19 protein-coding genes are annotated in these 18,413 nt (G+C 49.9%); 12 read left to right on the forward strand and 7 right to left on the reverse strand.

What is annotated here, in order from left to right; genetic code table 11:
• Positions 1-28: 28 nt before the first annotated feature.
• From GF617_RS12405 to mntR, 4 genes are all read right to left on the reverse strand, one after another.
• Positions 29-1,405 (reverse strand): glycoside hydrolase family 1 protein, encoded by a 1,377-nt coding sequence (locus GF617_RS12405; protein ID WP_203451775.1) that lies wholly within the window; start codon positions 1,403-1,405, stop codon positions 29-31.
• A 159-nt stretch (positions 1,406-1,564) separates the two neighbouring features.
• Entirely contained in the window at positions 1,565-2,602 is a 1,038-nt protein-coding gene (locus GF617_RS12410) for an aldo/keto reductase (protein WP_181622779.1), read from the reverse strand.
• A gap of 102 nt (positions 2,603-2,704) precedes the next feature.
• Positions 2,705-3,805 carry an anion transporter gene (locus tag GF617_RS12415; protein ID WP_203451776.1) on the reverse strand — a complete coding sequence of 367 codons (1,101 nt, stop codon included), beginning with the start codon at positions 3,803-3,805 and terminating at the stop codon, positions 2,705-2,707.
• The gene (gene mntR, locus GF617_RS12420; protein ID WP_181622777.1) at positions 3,802-4,275 is read right to left on the reverse strand and encodes a manganese-binding transcriptional regulator MntR; all 474 of its coding nucleotides are present in this window, start codon (positions 4,273-4,275) and stop codon (positions 3,802-3,804) included. Before mntR ends, GF617_RS12415 begins: the two co-directional genes overlap by 4 nt.
• 182 nt (positions 4,276-4,457) lie before the next feature.
• Here mntR and mntS point away from each other — a divergent pair, with 182 nt between their 5' ends.
• A complete protein-coding gene (gene mntS, locus GF617_RS12425) occupies positions 4,458-4,586 on the forward strand; it encodes a manganase accumulation protein MntS (RefSeq protein ID WP_181622776.1) in 129 nt (42 codons plus the stop codon).
• A gap of 279 nt (positions 4,587-4,865) precedes the next feature.
• Positions 4,866-6,449, forward strand: a complete 1,584-nt coding sequence (locus GF617_RS12430) for a phosphoethanolamine transferase (protein ID WP_181622775.1) — start codon at positions 4,866-4,868, stop codon at positions 6,447-6,449.
• A gap of 134 nt (positions 6,450-6,583) precedes the next feature.
• Here the strand turns inward: GF617_RS12430 and ompX are convergent, their stop codons facing one another.
• Complete coding sequence (gene ompX, locus GF617_RS12435) at positions 6,584-7,102, reverse strand: outer membrane protein OmpX (protein WP_181622774.1); 519 nt, start codon at positions 7,100-7,102, stop codon at positions 6,584-6,586.
• A gap of 354 nt (positions 7,103-7,456) precedes the next feature.
• On the opposite strand from ompX, the gene rhtA reads away from it, so the two are divergent.
• The 6 genes from rhtA to ybiO all read left to right on the forward strand — a co-directional run bounded on the left by rhtA (position 7,457) and on the right by ybiO (position 14,069).
• Entirely contained in the window at positions 7,457-8,344 is an 888-nt protein-coding gene (gene rhtA, locus GF617_RS12440; protein WP_181622773.1) for a threonine/homoserine exporter RhtA, read from the forward strand.
• A 301-nt stretch (positions 8,345-8,645) separates the two neighbouring features.
• Complete coding sequence (dps, locus tag GF617_RS12445) at positions 8,646-9,149, forward strand: DNA starvation/stationary phase protection protein Dps (protein ID WP_181622772.1); 504 nt, start codon at positions 8,646-8,648, stop codon at positions 9,147-9,149.
• A gap of 361 nt (positions 9,150-9,510) precedes the next feature.
• Positions 9,511-10,254, forward strand: a complete 744-nt coding sequence (gene glnH / locus GF617_RS12450; protein WP_013097464.1) for a glutamine ABC transporter substrate-binding protein GlnH — start codon at positions 9,511-9,513, stop codon at positions 10,252-10,254.
• An 86-nt stretch (positions 10,255-10,340) separates the two neighbouring features.
• On the forward strand, positions 10,341-11,000 hold the full coding sequence (gene glnP, locus GF617_RS12455) for a glutamine ABC transporter permease GlnP (protein WP_181622771.1): 660 nt from the start codon (positions 10,341-10,343) through the stop codon (positions 10,998-11,000).
• A complete protein-coding gene (glnQ, locus tag GF617_RS12460) occupies positions 10,997-11,719 on the forward strand; it encodes a glutamine ABC transporter ATP-binding protein GlnQ (RefSeq protein WP_181622770.1) in 723 nt (240 codons plus the stop codon). Before glnP ends, glnQ begins: the two co-directional genes overlap by 4 nt.
• A gap of 136 nt (positions 11,720-11,855) precedes the next feature.
• Positions 11,856-14,069: a mechanosensitive channel protein gene (ybiO, locus tag GF617_RS12465; protein ID WP_181622769.1), complete on the forward strand. Its 2,214-nt coding sequence runs from the start codon at positions 11,856-11,858 to the stop codon at positions 14,067-14,069.
• A gap of 33 nt (positions 14,070-14,102) precedes the next feature.
• On the opposite strand, the gene rlmF is transcribed toward ybiO, so the two are convergent.
• On the reverse strand, positions 14,103-15,020 hold the full coding sequence (rlmF, locus tag GF617_RS12470) for a 23S rRNA (adenine(1618)-N(6))-methyltransferase RlmF (protein WP_203451777.1): 918 nt from the start codon (positions 15,018-15,020) through the stop codon (positions 14,103-14,105).
• 243 nt (positions 15,021-15,263) lie between these two features.
• Between rlmF and mcbA the strand changes: the two genes are divergently transcribed.
• From mcbA to ybiJ, 3 genes are all read left to right on the forward strand, one after another.
• On the forward strand, positions 15,264-15,530 hold the full coding sequence (gene mcbA, locus GF617_RS12475) for a DUF1471 family periplasmic protein McbA (RefSeq protein WP_203451778.1): 267 nt from the start codon (positions 15,264-15,266) through the stop codon (positions 15,528-15,530).
• Positions 15,531-15,661: 131 nt separating this feature from the next.
• Positions 15,662-15,928 (forward strand): DksA/TraR family C4-type zinc finger protein, encoded by a 267-nt coding sequence (locus GF617_RS12480; protein ID WP_203451779.1) that lies wholly within the window; start codon positions 15,662-15,664, stop codon positions 15,926-15,928.
• A 285-nt stretch (positions 15,929-16,213) separates the two neighbouring features.
• Complete coding sequence (gene ybiJ / locus GF617_RS12485; protein ID WP_181622765.1) at positions 16,214-16,474, forward strand: DUF1471 family protein YbiJ; 261 nt, start codon at positions 16,214-16,216, stop codon at positions 16,472-16,474.
• Between the two features lie 117 nt (positions 16,475-16,591).
• Here ybiJ and ybiB read toward each other — a convergent pair whose 3' ends face one another.
• Complete coding sequence (ybiB, locus tag GF617_RS12490) at positions 16,592-17,554, reverse strand: DNA-binding protein YbiB (protein ID WP_203451780.1); 963 nt, start codon at positions 17,552-17,554, stop codon at positions 16,592-16,594.
• Between the two features lie 274 nt (positions 17,555-17,828).
• Here ybiB and GF617_RS12495 point away from each other — a divergent pair, with 274 nt between their 5' ends.
• Positions 17,829-18,365, forward strand: a complete 537-nt coding sequence (locus tag GF617_RS12495; protein WP_203451781.1) for a fimbrial protein — start codon at positions 17,829-17,831, stop codon at positions 18,363-18,365.
• Positions 18,366-18,413 lie beyond the last annotated feature (48 nt).

Consider the following 18,413-nt stretch of genomic DNA (forward strand, 5'->3'; position numbering starts at 1 on the left):
TCACAAAAACGGCCCGGCAGCGTACAACTTACATCTCGCGTCCGTTGGTATGGATAACCTGTTTTAACCACGCATAACTCTTTTTCGGCACGCGTTTAAGGTCTTTCAGATCATGGTTTTCGCGGTTCACATAGACCACGCCGTAACGTTTACGCATATCCCCCTGCGAACTGAGAATGTCGATCAACCCCCAGCCAAGGTAGCCAATAACCTGCGCGCCATCTTCAAACATCGCGGCCTGCATCGCCTCAAGGTGCTTACGGTGATAATCGATACGGTAATCGTCCTCGATCGGGTGAATCCCATCCCATGATTCAATCACCCCAATACCGTTTTCAATCGGGAATACCGGCATGCGCCAGTCGTTGTAATAGCGCGTGATAATGGTGCGAAAACCAAGAGGATCAATTTGCCAGTTCCACTCTGTTGCTTTCAGGTAGGGATTATTTTTATCGCCATAAAGCAGGTAATCGTTCACCGGCGTCCCGTCAGGGATAGCATCGCTGTCGAGGGTTTTACTGGCGTAGTAACTGAATGCCATGTAATCGTTTTTGGTTCTTGCCAGCAGAGCCAGATCTTCAGCACGATAGATATCACTAAAGCCAAGCTGTTCTACCACCGCCATGACCGCCGGGCTGTAGCCCTGGCCTGCAAAAACGCGCAGCAGGTTCTGGTTGAGGAATTCGTCGTACTGTTGTGCACAAAAAATATCGCGCGGTTTGCAGGTTGCCGGGTAAACCAGTTGATGTGCCAGCATACCGCCCATTAACAGCCCCGGTCTGGCCTGATGCAAGTACTCGGTCAATGCCATATGCGCCACCATCGTGTGGTGCTGAAGCTCATACAACTCGCGCAGGGTTTTCTCCCCTTTCATATAGCCGGAGATCCTGAAGGCTTCCGGCATATGGAAAATGTTCTGCTCGTTGAAGGTCAGCCAGTACTTCACGCGGTCGCCGTAGCAGTCGATCATCTTTTTGCCGTAGCGGATAAACGCCGCCATCACACGGCGATCGTTAAAACCGTTGTATTCCTGTGCCAACGCCAGTGGCATGTCAAAATGATAGAGACAAATCATGGGCTCAATGCCACGGGCAATCAGATCGTTAATAAAGCGATCGTAAAACGCGATCCCTTCGTCATTGAACTCGCCATCACCCTGAGGGCAAACGCGGCTCCATGCGATCTGGAAACGGTAGCAATTCATGCCCAGATCCTGCATCAAATCGAAATCTTCCCTATAACGATGGTACGAGTCTGTCGCCACTTTCCAGTCAGAGGTATTCTCAGCGGCCTCGCGAATGTCATACACCGACATTCCCTTTCCGCCTTCATTCCACGCCCCTTCCGTCTGCATGCTGGAAACTGAATTTCCCCACAAGAAATTAGCTGGCAGTGATTGATTCATGGTCTCTCCCTATATGACTAGTCATTTAAATATTATGACTAGTCATATAGACAAGAATGAAAAACCAGGCAAAAGAAAGGATCGTTTTTTGTGAGCCGTATTAAATAAAAAAGCCGGATCCGCTATGCGGACCCGGCCTGAAAGCACGTTATAAAATGACTACTGCGCGAGCTGGTTGCGACGATACTCGCCCTGGCGTTCCAGCATCCAGCCTGGATATTCACGCGGCAGAGCACTAACCGTATCAAGTTGTTTTAGCTCTTCTTCGCTTAGACAAACGGTGGTTGCTGCAATGTTGTCATCGAGTTGTTCCGGGCGTTTTGCACCAATGATGACGCTGGTGACCACTTTTTGATGCAGCAGCCATGCGAGCGCGATTTGCGCCACCGACACACCTTTACGGTCAGCAATCATACGCATCACATCAACCGCATCGAATGCACGATCTTTCTCCACAGGCGGGAAATCAAACTCCAGACGACGCCCGCCGGCTTCACTCTGACCATCACGGCCATATTTACCGCTCAACAGCCCTCCAGCTAACGGGCTCCAGACCATCAACCCAACGCCTTCACTTTGCATCATCGGAACCAGTTCGCGCTCCAGATCACGCCCGGCAATGGTGTAATAGGCTTGCAGCGACGCAAAACGGGACAGACCCAGGCGCTCGGCAATCCCCAGCGCCTTCATGATTTGCCAGGCTGCCCAGTTCGACACACCGATATAACGCACATGACCCTGCTGGACCAGATTATCCAGAGCGTACAGCGTCTCCTCGATGGGAGTGGCTGGGTCAAAACCATGTAACTGGTAGAGATCGATATGATCGAGCTGTAAACGACGCAAGCTCTCTTTGACGCTGTTCATGATGTGGAAACGCGAACTGCCGCGTGAGTTCACCCCAGCCGTCCCTGTTTCACCAAATACTTTGGTCGCAACCACAACATTTTCACGCGGGATATGGAGATTTTTCAGTGCCTGACCCGTGATCTCCTCAGAGCGGCCCTCCGAGTAGACGTTTGCGGTATCGATAAAGTTAATGCCAGCATCCAGCGCACGGCCCACCAGTTGGTCAGCCTCACGCTGCTGCAACTGGCCTATTTTTCCCCACATGCCGCCTTCACCACCAAAAGTCATCGTGCCAAGGCACAACTCAGAAACAAACAGACCGGTATTGCCCAGTTTTTGATAACGCATACAACGCTCCTCGCAATGTTCGTTCGATGGGTACAGGAAGAGTTATACCTTCCCGCCCCTCATTGCGAATGTGGCGTTTCTGTCTATTTCTTGCCCATTTCTCTAAAGTAGCAGGAAGCCAATCAACGCGGCCCAGACCAGCATGGGCAGCGACCACAGATGAAAACGCCACCAGATGCGACGATCGTTGGCCATACGCAGGGCAATCAGATTTGCCAGCGAACCCGGCAGAAGGCCAAATCCGCCGACGTTAACCGCCCAGGCCAGCAAGGTCGAAGCAGGCACATAATTAAGCAGTAAAATGGTTGCGGGAACATTGCTGATAAACTGCGACAAGCCCACCGCCGTCAACCACAGACCGGTTTGCGACAGGCCCGTAACACTATGCAGGGCGTTTTGTAATGCAGGCAACTGAATCAGCAGATGCACATCGATAAACATCGCCATAAACACCAGCAACAGCGTCCAGTCGACGCTGACCAGGACGCGCCTTGCGAGGAACAAAAACCCACACGCAACCAGTAGAACGCCCGCCAGCTCTTGTTTCATCTCCAGTGCCGTGAGGAAAACGATATACAGTGCCAGACAACTCCACACCAGACGCGGCTGCCACTGTGGGGCTGTATTACTGCTATGGTACTGCAGTTTTTTAGCCGGAAACGCAAACCAGCAGACCAGCAGCAGTGAGGCCATGACCGCCAGTGCCAGCGGCATCATCTGCCAGGTAAATGCGGCGAACGATAGGCCAGAGCGGCCCCAGAGCAAAATATTCTGCGGATTTCCAATGGGCGTTAAGAGTGACCCGGCGTTCACGGCCAGAGCTTCAAAGATGATCAGCCGCGTGACCGGAATGGCACAAAGCTTACGTAGCGTGAGAGTGAGCGGGACAACAATGAACAGCGCCACATCGTTGGTCAGGAATGTCGACAGCAGTGCGGCTGACAATACCATGAACAACGCCAGCTTGCGCTCAGTGGCAAAACGGCGGACAGTTTTACGTCCCAGTACATCAAAATAGCCACTGAGCTCCACACCTTTGGTCAGCATCATTAACCCGCTGAGGGTAATTATCGTCCGCCAGTCGATAGCAGCAGGCCAGGTGTCAGGTGCAAATGGAACAAAGAAACTTAATCCTGCACCAATGAGTAATAAAAGATGGAAAAAACGATCGCGGGCAAGTGCCCGCAGTCCTGGGATACTCATTCAACAGAAGGCCCATACTTAAGGGTAAATTCACGGAACTTCACCAGCGTCTCTTCGCTCACATGATGTTCCATCCCTTCCGCATCCCGACGCGCAATCTCCTGGCTTACGCCCAACACCAGTAAAAAGTTTTCGACTATCTGATGACGCTCACGACTCGCGTGCGCCAGCTTCTCACCCTCTGGCGTTAAAAATACACCTCTCCAGGGGATCATCTCGATTAGACCAACAGAAGCCAGACGCTTTAACATCTTAGCGACTGTTGGCTGCGAAACACCCAAACGTGCTGCCATATCAACCTGCCGTGCTTCCCCGACTTCACGAATCAAGTCGGAAATCAGCTCAACGTAGTCATCAATCAGTTCACGACGGTGTGCTTCCCTGACCTGACGAAATCCTTCGACATGCTCTTCAACATTAACCAGTTGCGTCGTTTTTTTATTTGTTGGCTTACCTGCGCGACGGTTCATTGTGCTTCCTCAATGGGGTGACGCTTCCAGCGCCGTATAACGAGAGCGCCATTGTAAACCATCGCGGAACAAGCACAAAAAATTAACGAAATAGCCGTAGCTATACAATATAGCCTGTGCTATATCTGTATGTAATGCAGTCACCCTTCACGGATCGAAGGGATCAAAAATCAGGAGGTCATATGAACGAATTCAAGAGGTGCATGAACGTGTTTACTCACTCTCCCTTTAAAGTACGCTTAATGCTGTTGAATATGCTGTGCGATATGTTTGGCAACAAACCACAGCAGAACGATAAACCATCCCACTAAGCGGCGTCGCGGTACGCCGCTTCATTTTTTCGTCACAATTCTCGTGCAAACTGCGCGTTCACCTCAAATTTCCCGATCTTTTTTACGGATTTGTAATCCCCTTCGCAAAACATCTGCTTAGCAACTGTTGATCTTATTTATCGCTCGCACTATCTTCTTGCAGCCCTGCACAATTTGCGGCTCGCTGAAGCGGACCCTCATTCCCTCTCCACGCACTGTCAGGCAGGTTTTGACCCTCGACGCCAGGGTTAGCACATGGCGTTTTTATGATAGTGACCTATGAATTTAACCCTGAAAGAAACACTTGTTACCCGCAGCCGGGCCTTAAGCCCGTGGACGGGATTCTATTTTCTGCAATCACTGCTGATTAACTTTGCACTTGGTTATCCCTTTAGCCTGCTGTACGCCGTCGCCTTTACGTGCGTACTCCATTTGCTGTGGCGTGGCACACCCCGAGTGCAGAAGATAGTGGTAGGGATCTGTTCGCTGATCGCGGCACTTTATTTTCCTTTTGGCCAGGCCTATGGCTCGCCAAACTTTAATACCCTGCTGGCGCTGCATTCCACCAACATGGAAGAGTCGACGGAAATTCTGACCATCTTCCCGTGGTACAGCTACGTAGTAGGTCTTTTCATTTTTGCACTCGGCGTCATCGCCGTTCGTCGTAAACCGGAAGAGAAAAAAGCATGGGGAAAAGTTGAGAGCCTGTGCCTGGTGTTTAGCGTGGCAACCTTTTTTGTCACGCCGGTTCAAAATCTTGCCTGGGGTGGCGTATTTAAGTTCAAGGATACCGGCTATCCAGTGTTCCGCTTTGTAAAAGATGTCGTGGTCAATAACCAGGAAGTTCTCGATGAACAGTCGCGAATGGCAGAACTGTCGCAAATGAAGGACACCTGGAACGTACTGGCCGTTAAACCGAAGTATCACACATACGTGGTGGTCATTGGTGAAAGCGCTCGCCGTGATGCGCTGGGTGCATTTGGTGGCCACTGGGATAACACACCCTTTGCCAGCTCGGTGAATGGTTACCTGTTTACCGATTACATTGCGGCCAGTGGTTCCACGCAAAAATCGCTGGGATTAACGTTAAACCGGGTAGTTGATAATAAACCGCAATATCAGGATAACTTTGTCACGCTGGCAAACCGTGCAGGTTTCCAGACGTGGTGGTTCTCGAACCAAGGCCAAATTGGCGAATATGATACCGCTATCGCCAGCATTGCAAAACGTGCTGATGAGGTTCAGTTCCTGAAGAATGGTGATTTTGAAGCCGATAAAAACACCAAAGACGAAGCTCTGCTGAAAATGACAGCCCAGGTTTTTGCCACGCAGCACACGCAGCCACAACTGATCGTTCTGCATTTAATGGGCTCACATCCACAGGCTTGCGATCGTACTCAGGGGAAATACAACGAATTCGTTCAATCGAAGGAGACGTCATGCTACCTCTACAGCATGACGCAGACGGACGATCTGCTAAGTAAGCTGTATGACCAGTTGCGTAATACCGGTGACAGTTTCTCGATGGTCTATTTTTCTGACCACGGGCTGGCATTTAAGGAACGCGGAAAAGAAGTTCAATACCTGGCGCACGATGACAAATTCCAGCAGAACTTCCAGGTTCCCTTTATGGTGCTCTCCAGTGATGATAAAGCCCATCGTATTGTTAAAGCACGTCGCTCTGCGAACGATTTTTTGAGCTTCTTCTCACAGTGGACGGGGATTTCCGCCACGCAAATCCCTAACGATTATCGTTTTATCTCCGGGCAAAAAGCCCCGCCAGTTTACGTTACCAATTTTAAGTTACAGAAAGTTGACTATAACCACCTGGGCACGGATATCTTCGATATAAAAAGTCGCTGATTTGTGCAGCCTGTCCCTTCTCCTGCGAGGGGACAAATACTATAAAACGGCAATCTTCGGGTTGCCGTTTTACTTTTACAGACATAAAAAAATCCGCCACATTGGGCGGATTTTTTACTGGCTCACCGGAGTGATTAGAAGCGGTAACCTACACCCGCGATCCAGGTGCCAACGTCAACGTTGCGGATACGGCTCTGCTCATAGGAGAAGTCCAGAGCAACGTTTTCAATTGGGTTGAACTGCAGGCCTGCGCCGTAGGAGAAGCCGTAGTCGCTGGTGCTTGCAGTGCGGTTAGCAGATTCGTTTTCAGTCTGCTGGAATTTACCGTAACCCACACCAACAACACCGTAGATGCTTGCCCAGTCGTTCAGACGGTAAGCTGGACCTGCGGTGATACCGTAGTACTGGCTTTTATTGTAAGCGCTGTCGTCGAAACGGTCTTTTTCAGTGTAGGTAAAGGAACCGATCACACCCAGCGGGCTGTTGTCCTGCTCGTAGCGGTATTTCAGGTTGAAACCGTTAGCTTTGTTCATCACGCCCTGCATATCGCTCTGAGCGTAACCACCGGTAACGGTAGAAGTAGCAGCTACAGCAGTACCTGCGGAAACAGCCAGAACAGCGGCCAGTGCTGAAAGACATGCAATTTTTTTCATAACCACCTCAAATGTGCTTCAAGTAAATCCGTAAGTTTTAAATATATCAAAAATTCTTGTGAAACTCTTTGTGATTCGTAATGTCTAAAGGAGCCTTTCCTGTAACAGAACATTTCCAGAAGAAGCTATCTCCTTCAAATAACATAGAATTCCCACTTCAAAACGCTAATACTGCGCGCCCTTGTCGCTACATTCATCCAGATTATTCCTAATCTGACAGCTGATAAATCCATCAACGCTTAACCATTTTACGGATTTCACACGTTTTTTTTTCAACGTAGTCTCAACCGTTGCAGCATATTTCTATTACACTGCGGCTTTTACTTTATTTGACATAAATTGACAGGAGAAAGGATGCCAGGGTTACCCCGCAAAGCATCGGTCTGGTTGCCGATCGCTGTAATACTCATCGCCATGTTGTCCATCCAGAGCGGCGCATCGCTTGCGAAATCACTCTTTCCGCTTGTTGGAGCTCCGGGCGTCACAGCGCTGCGTATTGCCCTTGGTACACTGATACTCGTGGTCATCTTTAAACCGTGGCGGCTCCGCTTTAAGAAAGAGCAGCGTTTGCCTCTGCTTTTCTACGGGCTGTCATTGGGAGCGATGAACTATATGTTCTACCTCTCGATACAGACCATACCGCTTGGGATCGCCGTTGCGCTTGAATTCACCGGCCCGTTGGCCGTTGCTCTTTTTTCGTCTCGTCGTCCGGTGGACTTTATCTGGGTGGTTCTGGCCGTTCTGGGATTATGGTTCCTGCTGCCACTGGGTCAGGATGTCTCGCAAATTGACCTGACCGGCGCTGCACTCGCGTTGGGTGCTGGGGCGTGCTGGGCCATCTATATCCTCTCAGGTCAGCGAGCCGGAGAAGAACACGGCCCGGCAACAGTGGCGCTGGGTTCATTAATTGCTGCCATTATTTTTGTGCCACTCGGAATGGCGCAGGCTACAGCATCTATCTGGCAATGGTCAGTCATGCCGATCGGAATAGCTGTCGCCATTCTGTCAACAGCACTTCCCTATTCTCTGGAGATGATTGCCCTGACCCGCCTGCCCACACGTATTTTTGGTACGCTAATGAGCATGGAACCTGCACTGGCGGCTATCTCAGGTATGGTCTTTCTGGGTGAAACCCTGACATTCACTCAGACGCTGGCACTCTGTTCGATTATCGCCGCATCGATGGGGTCGACGCTCACTCTGCGGCGCGAAAGTAAAGTTGAAAAAATAGATATAAATTGATGCGCATGATTCTGCATGGCAAATTTGCCATGCAGAATAGAGGCCATAATGAGATCACGTATTATTTACTAACACTTCTGTTATTATTTTAAAATAAAAACCGCACGTTCACGCAGCATAAACAAAATGTTCCACACGTTAATAAAAATTAACTAAATTATTGTTTTTATTTAAATAAACACTTCAACTCACTTCTTACTATTAAACTGATAGGCAGCACCAAAACCACATACCTCAAGTCTGGTGCTATACTCATTTTCGTTAATTACCTGGGACACTAACATCAAGAGGATATGAGATTATGAGTACCGCTAAATTGGTAAAAACGAAAGCGTCTAATCTGCTTTATACCCGTAACGATGTATCAGATAGCGATAAAAAAGCGACGATCGAGTTGCTGAATCGCCAGGTTGTCCAGTTCATTGACCTGTCACTGATCACCAAACAGGCCCACTGGAACATGCGTGGTGCAAACTTTATCGCTGTACATGAAATGCTGGATGGCTTCCGTACCGCGCTCACCGACCACCTCGATACCATGGCAGAACGTGCGGTACAACTCGGGGGCGTTGCGCTCGGTACAACGCAGGTGATCAATAGCAAAACCCCGCTGAAAAGCTACCCGCTGGACATCCATACCGTACAGGATCACCTGAAAGAGCTGGCGGATCGCTATGCCATCGTCGCTAACGACGTTCGCAAGGCGGTGAGTGAAGCGAAGGATGAAGACACGGCTGATATCTTTACAGCAGCTTCTCGCGACCTGGACAAATTCCTGTGGTTTATCGAATCTAACATTGAGTAATCCATACGAATTTACTATCAAACCCTCGCCCTCTGGCGGGGGCTTTGCACATTTATGGTGCATATTTTTCTCCCCCTCGCTGCAAAAGTGAATGAAATGTAATAATCACCTCACACAATCGTTAACGGAAGATTGTTTTTTCGCCAGAACATGCGCTAAATAGCCCCCTGCTACCTGCCCTAAATGCAATGCACCAAAATGGTGCTTCACATTGGTGCAATTCAGCATCTTTGCCACATTTATTGTGCAATATGTGACACCATCCCCTTTGCAAAACAACAGGTTGTAAAGTTGGCACGATTTTTTCATGATACCAATCGTTCTCGCAGGGGATCGCCCCGTGGATATAAAAGGAAATGCTATGAAGTCTGTATTAAAAGTTTCACTGGCTGCACTTACCCTGGCTTTTGCGGTGTCTTCTCAGGCTGCCGACAAACTTGTTGTGGCAACTGACACTGCGTTCGTTCCGTTTGAATTCAAGCAGGGCGACAAGTACGTTGGTTTTGACGTGGATCTGTGGGCGGCTATCGCAAAAGAACTCAAACTGGACTACACCCTGAAGCCAATGGACTTCAGCGGCATCATTCCGGCACTGCAAACCAAAAACGTTGACCTGGCACTCGCGGGTATCACCATTACCGACGAACGTAAAAAAGCGATCGACTTCTCTGACGGCTACTACAAAAGCGGCCTGCTGGTGATGGTGAAAGCTGACAACAACGACGTGAAAAGCGTTAAAGATCTCGATGGTAAAGTGGTTGCTGTGAAGAGCGGTACGGGTTCCGTTGATTACGCAAAAGCAAATATCAAAACCAAAGACCTACGTCAGTTCCCGAACATCGATAATGCCTATATGGAACTCGGCACTAACCGTGCTGACGCGGTTCTGCACGATACGCCAAACATCCTGTACTTCATCAAAACAGCAGGCAACGGCAAGTTCAAAGCGGTGGGTGAGTCTCTGGAAGCCCAGCAGTACGGAATCGCTTTCCCGAAAGGCAGCGACGACCTGCGTACCAAAGTGAACGGCGCGCTGAAAACCCTGAAAGAGAATGGCACGTACAACGAAATTTACAAAAAATGGTTCGGTACAGAACCTAAATAACTATTCTTAAAAAAAAGAAGAACACTCAGGGGCGACCTTTCGCCCCTGCTATTTTTGAACCACGGTAACAGTAACAGGAAATTATCATGCAGTTTGACTGGAGCGCCATCTGGCCTGCCATTCCTATCTTGCTTGAAGGCGCCAAAATGACCCTGTGGATTTCGGTCCTCGGTCTGGTTGGCGGGTTGATTATCGGCCTCGTGGCTGGTTTCGCTCGCACCTACGGTGGCTGGATTGCAAACCACATCGCACTGGTCTTCATTGAAGTGATCCGCGGAACGCCGATTGTCGTCCAGGTTATGTTCATTTACTTTGCCCTGCCTATGGCCTTTAACGACCTGCGCATCGATCCGTTCAGTGCAGCCGTTGTCACTATTATGATCAACTCGGGTGCATACATTGCGGAAATCACGCGTGGTGCAGTGTTGTCGATTCATAAAGGTTTCAGTGAGGCAGGCCTGGCATTGGGTCTTTCCCGCCGCGAAACTATTCGCCACGTTATTCTGCCGTTGGCGCTGCGCCGTATGCTGCCGCCGCTGGGTAACCAATGGATCATCAGTATTAAAGATACGTCGCTGTTTATCGTTATCGGTGTTGCTGAGCTGACCCGTCAGGGCCAGGAGATCATTGCAGGCAACTTCCGTGCACTGGAAATCTGGAGTGCGGTAGCCGTTGTCTACCTGATTATCACTCTGGTTCTGAGCTTTATTCTGCGTCGTCTTGAAAGAAGGATGAAAATCCTGTGATTGAATTTAAAAACGTTTCCAAGCACTTTGGACCAACCCAGGTGCTGCACAATATCGATTTAGACATTAAGCAAGGTGAAGTCGTGGTTATTATCGGGCCATCCGGATCCGGTAAATCTACCCTGCTGCGCTGCATCAACAAGCTGGAAGAGATCACCAGTGGCGATCTGATTGTCGATGGCCTGAAAGTGAACGACCCGAAAGTTGATGACCGTCTGATTCGTCAGGAAGCTGGCATGGTGTTCCAGCAGTTTTATCTGTTCCCGCACCTCACGGCGCTGGAAAACGTGATGTTTGGGCCACTGCGCGTACGTGGCGCAAGTAAAGCAGCGGCGGAAGCACTGGCGAAAGATCTGCTGGCAAAAGTCGGTCTGGCAGAACGTGCGCATCACTACCCTTCAGAGCTTTCAGGTGGTCAACAGCAACGTGTGGCAATCGCCCGTGCGCTCGCAGTCAAACCTAAAATGATGCTGTTTGATGAACCAACCTCAGCACTCGATCCCGAGTTGCGCCACGAGGTGCTGAAAGTCATGCAGGATCTGGCGGAAGAAGGGATGACAATGGTCATCGTCACCCACGAAATCGGCTTTGCTGAGAAAGTGGCTTCTCGCCTGATTTTCATTGATAAAGGCCGCATCGCTGAAGATGGCGACCCTCAGGCACTGATCGCCAATCCGCCGAGCCAGCGTTTGCAGGAGTTCCTGCAGCACGTCTCCTGAGAAATTCGCAAAAACAAAGCCGGGTCAGCGTTGAGCGCAACCCGGTTTTTTTTTGCCAGATTGTTCCCAAAAATCTCCCTTCGCGTCCTGAGCTCTATACTTATCATTTTGCTCAACATTTTTACCGGAGGACGCCGTGCCGTGGATCCTGTTGCTGTTACTGAGCCTGTTTTGCTCCTCTACGCTCGCCGTTACGATCCCCGGCGTCACCAGCGGAACTGCGGCTACGCAGCAAACCACACCGGCTCCGGAACCAAATGTTGAGCAAAAAAAAGCCGCCTATAGCGCGCTGGCAGACGTTCTGGAAAATGATACCTCCCGTCAGGAGTTAATTGGACAGTTGCGTAAAGTCGCAGCCACACCGCCACAGGAACCCGTTCCTGTTATTACGCCGCCTCTCGTACAAGAACAAAAAACGGTTCTGGAGAATGTTACCGATGTCAGCCGTCACTATGGTGATGCCCTCTCCTCCCGATTCGCCCAACTCTACCGCAACCTGATTGGCTCTCCCCACAAGCCCTTTAACTCGCAAACCTTTATGACTGCGGTAAGCCATTTTTTGATGCTCGCCGCGATCGTATTTGCCTTTTACTGGTTAGCACGCCTGTGTGCATGGCCGCTTTATCGCAAAATGGGCCTGTGGGGACGCAAGAAAAATCGCGAGAGAAGTAGCTGGTTTCATTTACCGCTCATGATTGCCGGGGCATTCATCATTGATTTACTGCTGCTGGCACTCACTCTGTTTGTCGGGCAGATCGCCAGCGACAGCCTTAACGCGGGCAGTAAAACCATCGCCTTTCAGCAGGCGCTGTTCCTGAATGCTTTTGCCCTGATTGAGTTTTTCAAAGCGCTGCTGCGGTTAATTTTTTGCCCGCGCGTGCCAGAGCTACGCCCCTTCGCCATCCAGGATGAAAGCGCTAAATACTGGGCCGTTCGCCTGAGCGTATTAAGTGGATTAATTGGCTATGGGTTGTTGGTCGCCGTCCCCATCACCTCCAACCAGGTGAATGTCCAGTTTGGCGCGCTGGCCAATGTTCTGATCATGCTTTGCATCACCGTCTGGTCGCTGTACCTCATCTTTCATAATAAAAGGGCCATCACCCAGAGCTTGCTACATTTGGCCGACCGTTCACTCTCCTTCTTTAGCCTTTTCATTCGCGCGTTTGCGCTGGTGTGGCACTGGCTGGCGAGCGCTTACTTTATCGTTCTGTGCTTCTTCTCCCTGTTTGATCCGGGCAATAGCCTGAAATTCATGATGGGGGCGACGTTTAAAAGCCTGGCTATTATTGGCATCGCAGCGTTCATTTCTGGTCTGTTGTCTCGCTGGATTTCAAAAACCATTACCCTGTCAGCTCAGGTTCAGCGTAACTATCCTGAACTGCAAAAACGGGTCAACGGCTGGGTGTCCGTATCGCTGAAAGTGGCCCGTATTCTCACCGTTTGTATCGCTGTCATGCTGCTTCTGAATGCATGGGGACTGTTTGATTTCTGGAACTGGCTGCATAACGGTGCAGGTGAAAAGACTGTCGATATCCTGATTCGTATCGCACTGATCCTGTTCTTCTCCGCCATCGGCTGGACTGTGTTGGCAAGCCTGATAGAAAACCGACTGGTATCGGATATCCATGGCAGGCCACTTCCCAGTGCGCGGGCACGCACACTCCTGACGCTGTTTCGCAATGCGTTGGCGGTCATCATCAGCACCATTACGATCATGATTGTGTTATCCGAAATCGGGGTGAATATCGCCCCTCTGCTGGCAGGGGCTGGTGCACTTGGGCTGGCAATCTCGTTTGGTTCACAAACCCTGGTCAAAGACATTATCACCGGTATTTTTATCCAGTTTGAAAACGGAATGAATACAGGGGATCTGGTCACCATTGGGCCATTAACCGGCACAGTGGAACGGATGTCCATCCGCTCTGTCGGGGTACGGCAGGATACCGGGGCGTATCACATCATTCCGTGGTCATCGATTACCACTTTTGCCAATTTTGTACGTGGCATTGGCTCCGTGGTGGCGAATTACGATGTGGATCGACATGAAGACGCTGATAAAGCGAAGCAGGCCCTGAAGGCGGCGGTAGAAGAGTTAATGGAAATGGAAGAGATTCGCGGCCTGGTGATTGGTGAGCCGTCATTCGCTGGTATCGTCGGGCTGACCAACACCGCCTTTACCTTGCGGGTGTCGTTCACCACGCAACCGCTTAAACAATGGACGGTACGGTTTGCGCTCGACAGTATGGTGAAAAAGCATTTTGACCTGGCACAGATACGCATGCCTGTGCAAACGTACCAGGTATTACCTTCACCTGTCGCTCCGCTCCCGCCACAAGAGCCGACAATATAGGCGACCGGGCAACACTGCCCGGCCGATTATCGGTTACAGCGGTTTGCGGCGTTTTGCATCATCCATGAATGACCAGGCGATAAAGCGGCTCTGTTTCTGCCCTTGCGCCATCTCTTTTTTCACCACCTTCACTGCTCCGACTTCGGTTAAGGCGCGGTAAAGTGGTGGCAGGTTATCTCCACGAGACACCAGCGTGGTGAACCATTTAACCTGACGACCAAACTGTTTACTTTCAGCAATCATCTTCTCAATAAACGCTACTTCGCCACCTTCGCACCACAGCTCTTGCTGCTGACCACCAAAGTTCAGAGCGGCATCTTGCGCCTGACCCAGATTACGACGTTTGCGCTCGCTACCTGCACACGCGGCTGCCGCTGAGTCATGGAACGGTGGGTTACACAGAGTGGCGTCATAGAATTCATTTTTATGAATGATGCCAGTGAAAATCGCCGATGCCTCTTTTTGTCTGCGCAGGCGGATCGCGCGCGTCAATCCGGCATTACCGTTGATGATAGCCTGTGCACTGGAGAATGCCTCAGCCCCAATTTCACTACCGGTGAAGCGCCAGCCGTACTCATGGACGCCAATCAAAGGATAAATCAGGTTCGCGCCGGTCCCAATATCCAGGATGGTCGCCTGCTGTGGGATAACACCGGCATGATCTTCCGCCAGCAAATCGGCGAGATGGTGTACGTAGTCAGCGCGCCCTGGCACTGGCGGGCACAGAAAGCCCTCGGGAATGTCCCAGTGCGCAACACCGTAAAAATGGGCCAGCAGGGCTTTATTGAGTGCTTTGACCGCCAGCGGGTCAGCAAAGTTAACCGACGGCTCACCAGCAGGCGTCTGTACGATGTAATCCTGTAATTGAGGATAGCTTTCGCACAACGCATTCATGTCGTAGCGGCTACGGTGGCGGTTACGCGGGTGCAATCCCGGCTTTTGGGCAGTCATGGCATTCTCCTTTTAACAGCGGCGTAAGATACCCTCTGCTGCTGTTACGGTAAATAACTCTCTTTCATCTGCAATAATCCACCGAAAATCAACAACCTGTATGTCTATGATTTGTCAATATTTTGTAAGTATATATCGTTCAAAAAATAAGCAGATCATCATCAAATATTTGCGCCAAATCACACTCCCACAGCTTCTAAACTAAGAAGGAATCACCCGTTGTTCCCCGATGAGGATGTGATTATGAAGAAATACCTGACCCTTGTTGTCATCGCTGGTGCACTGGCCACAGCGTCATTTTCTGCCTGGTCAGTTCAGTCACTGACAGATAACACCGATACCAGTCAGCTACGCGCTGCTGGCACTATCTCGGCCAGTGGCGCGAGCAACCTTGACGATTTGCAGGCCAAACTGGCTGAAAAAGCACGTCAGGAAGGCGCAAAAGGATTCGTGGTGAATTCCGCTAGCGGCGATAACCACATGTACGGCACGGCAACCATTTACAAATAACCCCCTTCTTCCCCGTCACCTCGCTGCATCTGTTCACCAGATGCAGTTCTCTTTTTTTCCCCCACCTTGACTGTACAATTTTTAACCCCATATCCTTGTTATGAGATCGAAACGTCTTTCAGGAGCACAAAATGGCATCAGGTTGGGTCAATGACGACGCTGTAAATGAACAGATCAACAGTACGATTGAAGATGCTGTTGCGCGTGCGCGTGGCGAATTACCACACGGTGAAAGTTTGCATGAGTGCGAAGAATGTGGAGAGCCCATTCCCGAGGCACGACGTAAAGCCATTCCTGGTGTCAGGTTATGCATTGCATGCCAGCAGAATAAAGATTCAAAAAATAAAACACATGCAGGATATAATCGCAGAGGATCTAAAGATAGCCAGCTACGTTGACTTTCCTTTACCTAAGTTAACCGCGCAAGCGGTTTCCTTTACGCTCACGATTTTATACCAGTCGCGTAGCAAAATGTGCCCTTCTCAACGGCTCTGTAAAGCGCAGCGACAAGAAGTGTAAATCGATATCCTGAATTTATTAATATTCAATAACTTATTTGTCATTCAATTTTTTTGAGCAACGACGTCAATTCTCTTCGATTTTATCTCTCGCAAAAAAACGTGATACTTATCACATCGACGGAACATCGTCCCATTAACAGAATAACCTGCGAGAGATTAACTATGAAAACCATCAAATATGCTGTTGCTGCTGTTGCCCTGTCTGCTCTGTCTTTCGGCGCATTCGCTGCAGAACCTGTGACTAATGCTCAGGCTCAGACTCTCAATAAAATCGGTGTTGTGAGCGCAGAAGGCGCAACCACGCTGGATGGCCTGGAAGCTAAACTGGCAGAGAAAGCATCCGCTGCAGGTGCTAGCGGCTACACCATCACTTCCGCTAACACCAACAACAAACTTAGCGGTACTGCGGTTATCTACAAATAACCGAACGACATTCTGCTCCACCCTCGCTATACCCTCTGGCGAGATGCTCCAACCCTCATTGACCCTGTTGTTGTTACCCTTGCTTGCCCGTCCGCCACTGGACGGGCTTTTTTTTGCCTAAAATGACTGCTCCACACGGCGCAACCCGGCTTCCACCGTATCAGCCTCACCGGTTGCCACCAGGCAGCAAGCCATCTGAAGTTTGATCGAATGTGCAACAGGCTGGCTTCCGGCAAGGCATTGTTCAATCCAGTGCGCAGTTGTTTGTGGATCTTTTGCCAGCGGCAATGCCACATTCATATTCTCTTCACCACGTTCCAGTAAGGCGCGTGTTCCAGTCGAATCAATCAGCATGAGTTGCGGACATCGTTGCGGGTTGGCATAGACCTCACCTTCTGTCCCATGCATCAGCAACGCCCTGCCCCCCGTACTGTCAAAGAAGTTTGCCACGCGGGTGACATACTCAGGATGCGAAACGCTGGAAAGGCGGAGTGCAGCATCTTCAGCAAAAGGTGTCGCCAGTTTTGCCAGCGTATGAGCACTGTTTCGCACCCCCATGCGCCAGCGCATATCCAGTTGTTTTTCAAGCGGCGGGCATAACGCGCTGACCGGAATATAGACGGGTTGATGTCCATCCAGTTTGGCCTGAGCCTGACCCGCATGGTACGTTGGCATGATACCCAGTAACTCAAAAATTGTTTCCGTGAGGACACGTGTTGGATCTTCACTTACGCCATGCACCACAACCGGAAATCCGATTTTATGCAACAGAATGGCCAGCAGCGGCGTCAGGTTCGCCTGTTTTCGCGCCCCATTGTAAGTTGGAATCACAATCGGCATCGGCTTTGCCACTGGCGGCGTTAAGCGCAGTGTTTGCGCCTGCATGGCATCATAAAACCCGCGCATCTCCGCTTCGCCTTCACCTTTAATGCGCAGCGCAATCAGGATCCCGCCCATCTCCAGCTCTGGTACATCGCCATTCAGCATATGGGTATACAGCGTGCGTGCAGTTTCATGGTCAAGATCACGCGCGTGGTTTTTCCCGCGCCCTACCTCTTTGATAATTTTGCGATAATCCACGACATTTCTCCTTGCGACATCTTGTTAACAATATAGCCCTGAAGAAGCCGCCGCCGATAGTTTTTTGTGTACCCTCACCTTCTCAATGACCACATCTACAATTCCCTGTTTTGAAAAAAGAAAATTTTTACAAGTCTTTATTTAATTATTAGTACATCACCCTACAGGTTTCTGCCGATGATAATTCTGATTAAATAACAAACGGAAAAGAGTGGTGTGTTATTTGCGGTTATCGCGAAAAATCTTAAGTGAAAGGAAAACAACAGGATTAACTATGAATAAGGTTGCGTTAAGTATATTTATCGCTGCCGCAATAGGATGCTCCGCATCCGCATTTGCAGCAACAAATGGTGAAGGCCAGATTAACTTCACCGGAGAGATTATCGATTCCGCTTGCCAGGTCGTAAATGGTTTGAGTAGTCCATTGAATGTTGAATTAGGAAAGGTATCCAAAACTGTGTTTACCGGTGCAGGCTCCACCAGCACATTAACTAAGTTTGATATTCAATTAAAAGACTGCCCGGAAACCGTGACATCTGCTGCAATTAATTTTGGTGGTACGCCAGATACTGACAATAATACAACACTCGCATTAACACCCGATGCAGGTGCAGCAACAGGTGTGGCTATTCAGTTGCTCGACTCTGCGGACCAACCCGTCAGTTTGTATACCCCTTCCAGCCAGTACCCGTTAACGTCAGGAACTACGGTAAACGATCTGACATTTGGTGCTCGCTATATTCAAACAAAATCGACAATAACGGCTGGCCCTGCTAATTCCGTATCAACGTTTACTGTCATCTATAACTGATCATATTCACCCGGAGAGAGTCGCCATCTCATCATGGCGACTCTCTCT

The sequence above is a fragment of the Lelliottia sp. RWM.1 genome (genome assembly GCF_016859735.1).
Classification (GTDB): Bacteria; Pseudomonadota; Gammaproteobacteria; order Enterobacterales; family Enterobacteriaceae; genus Enterobacter.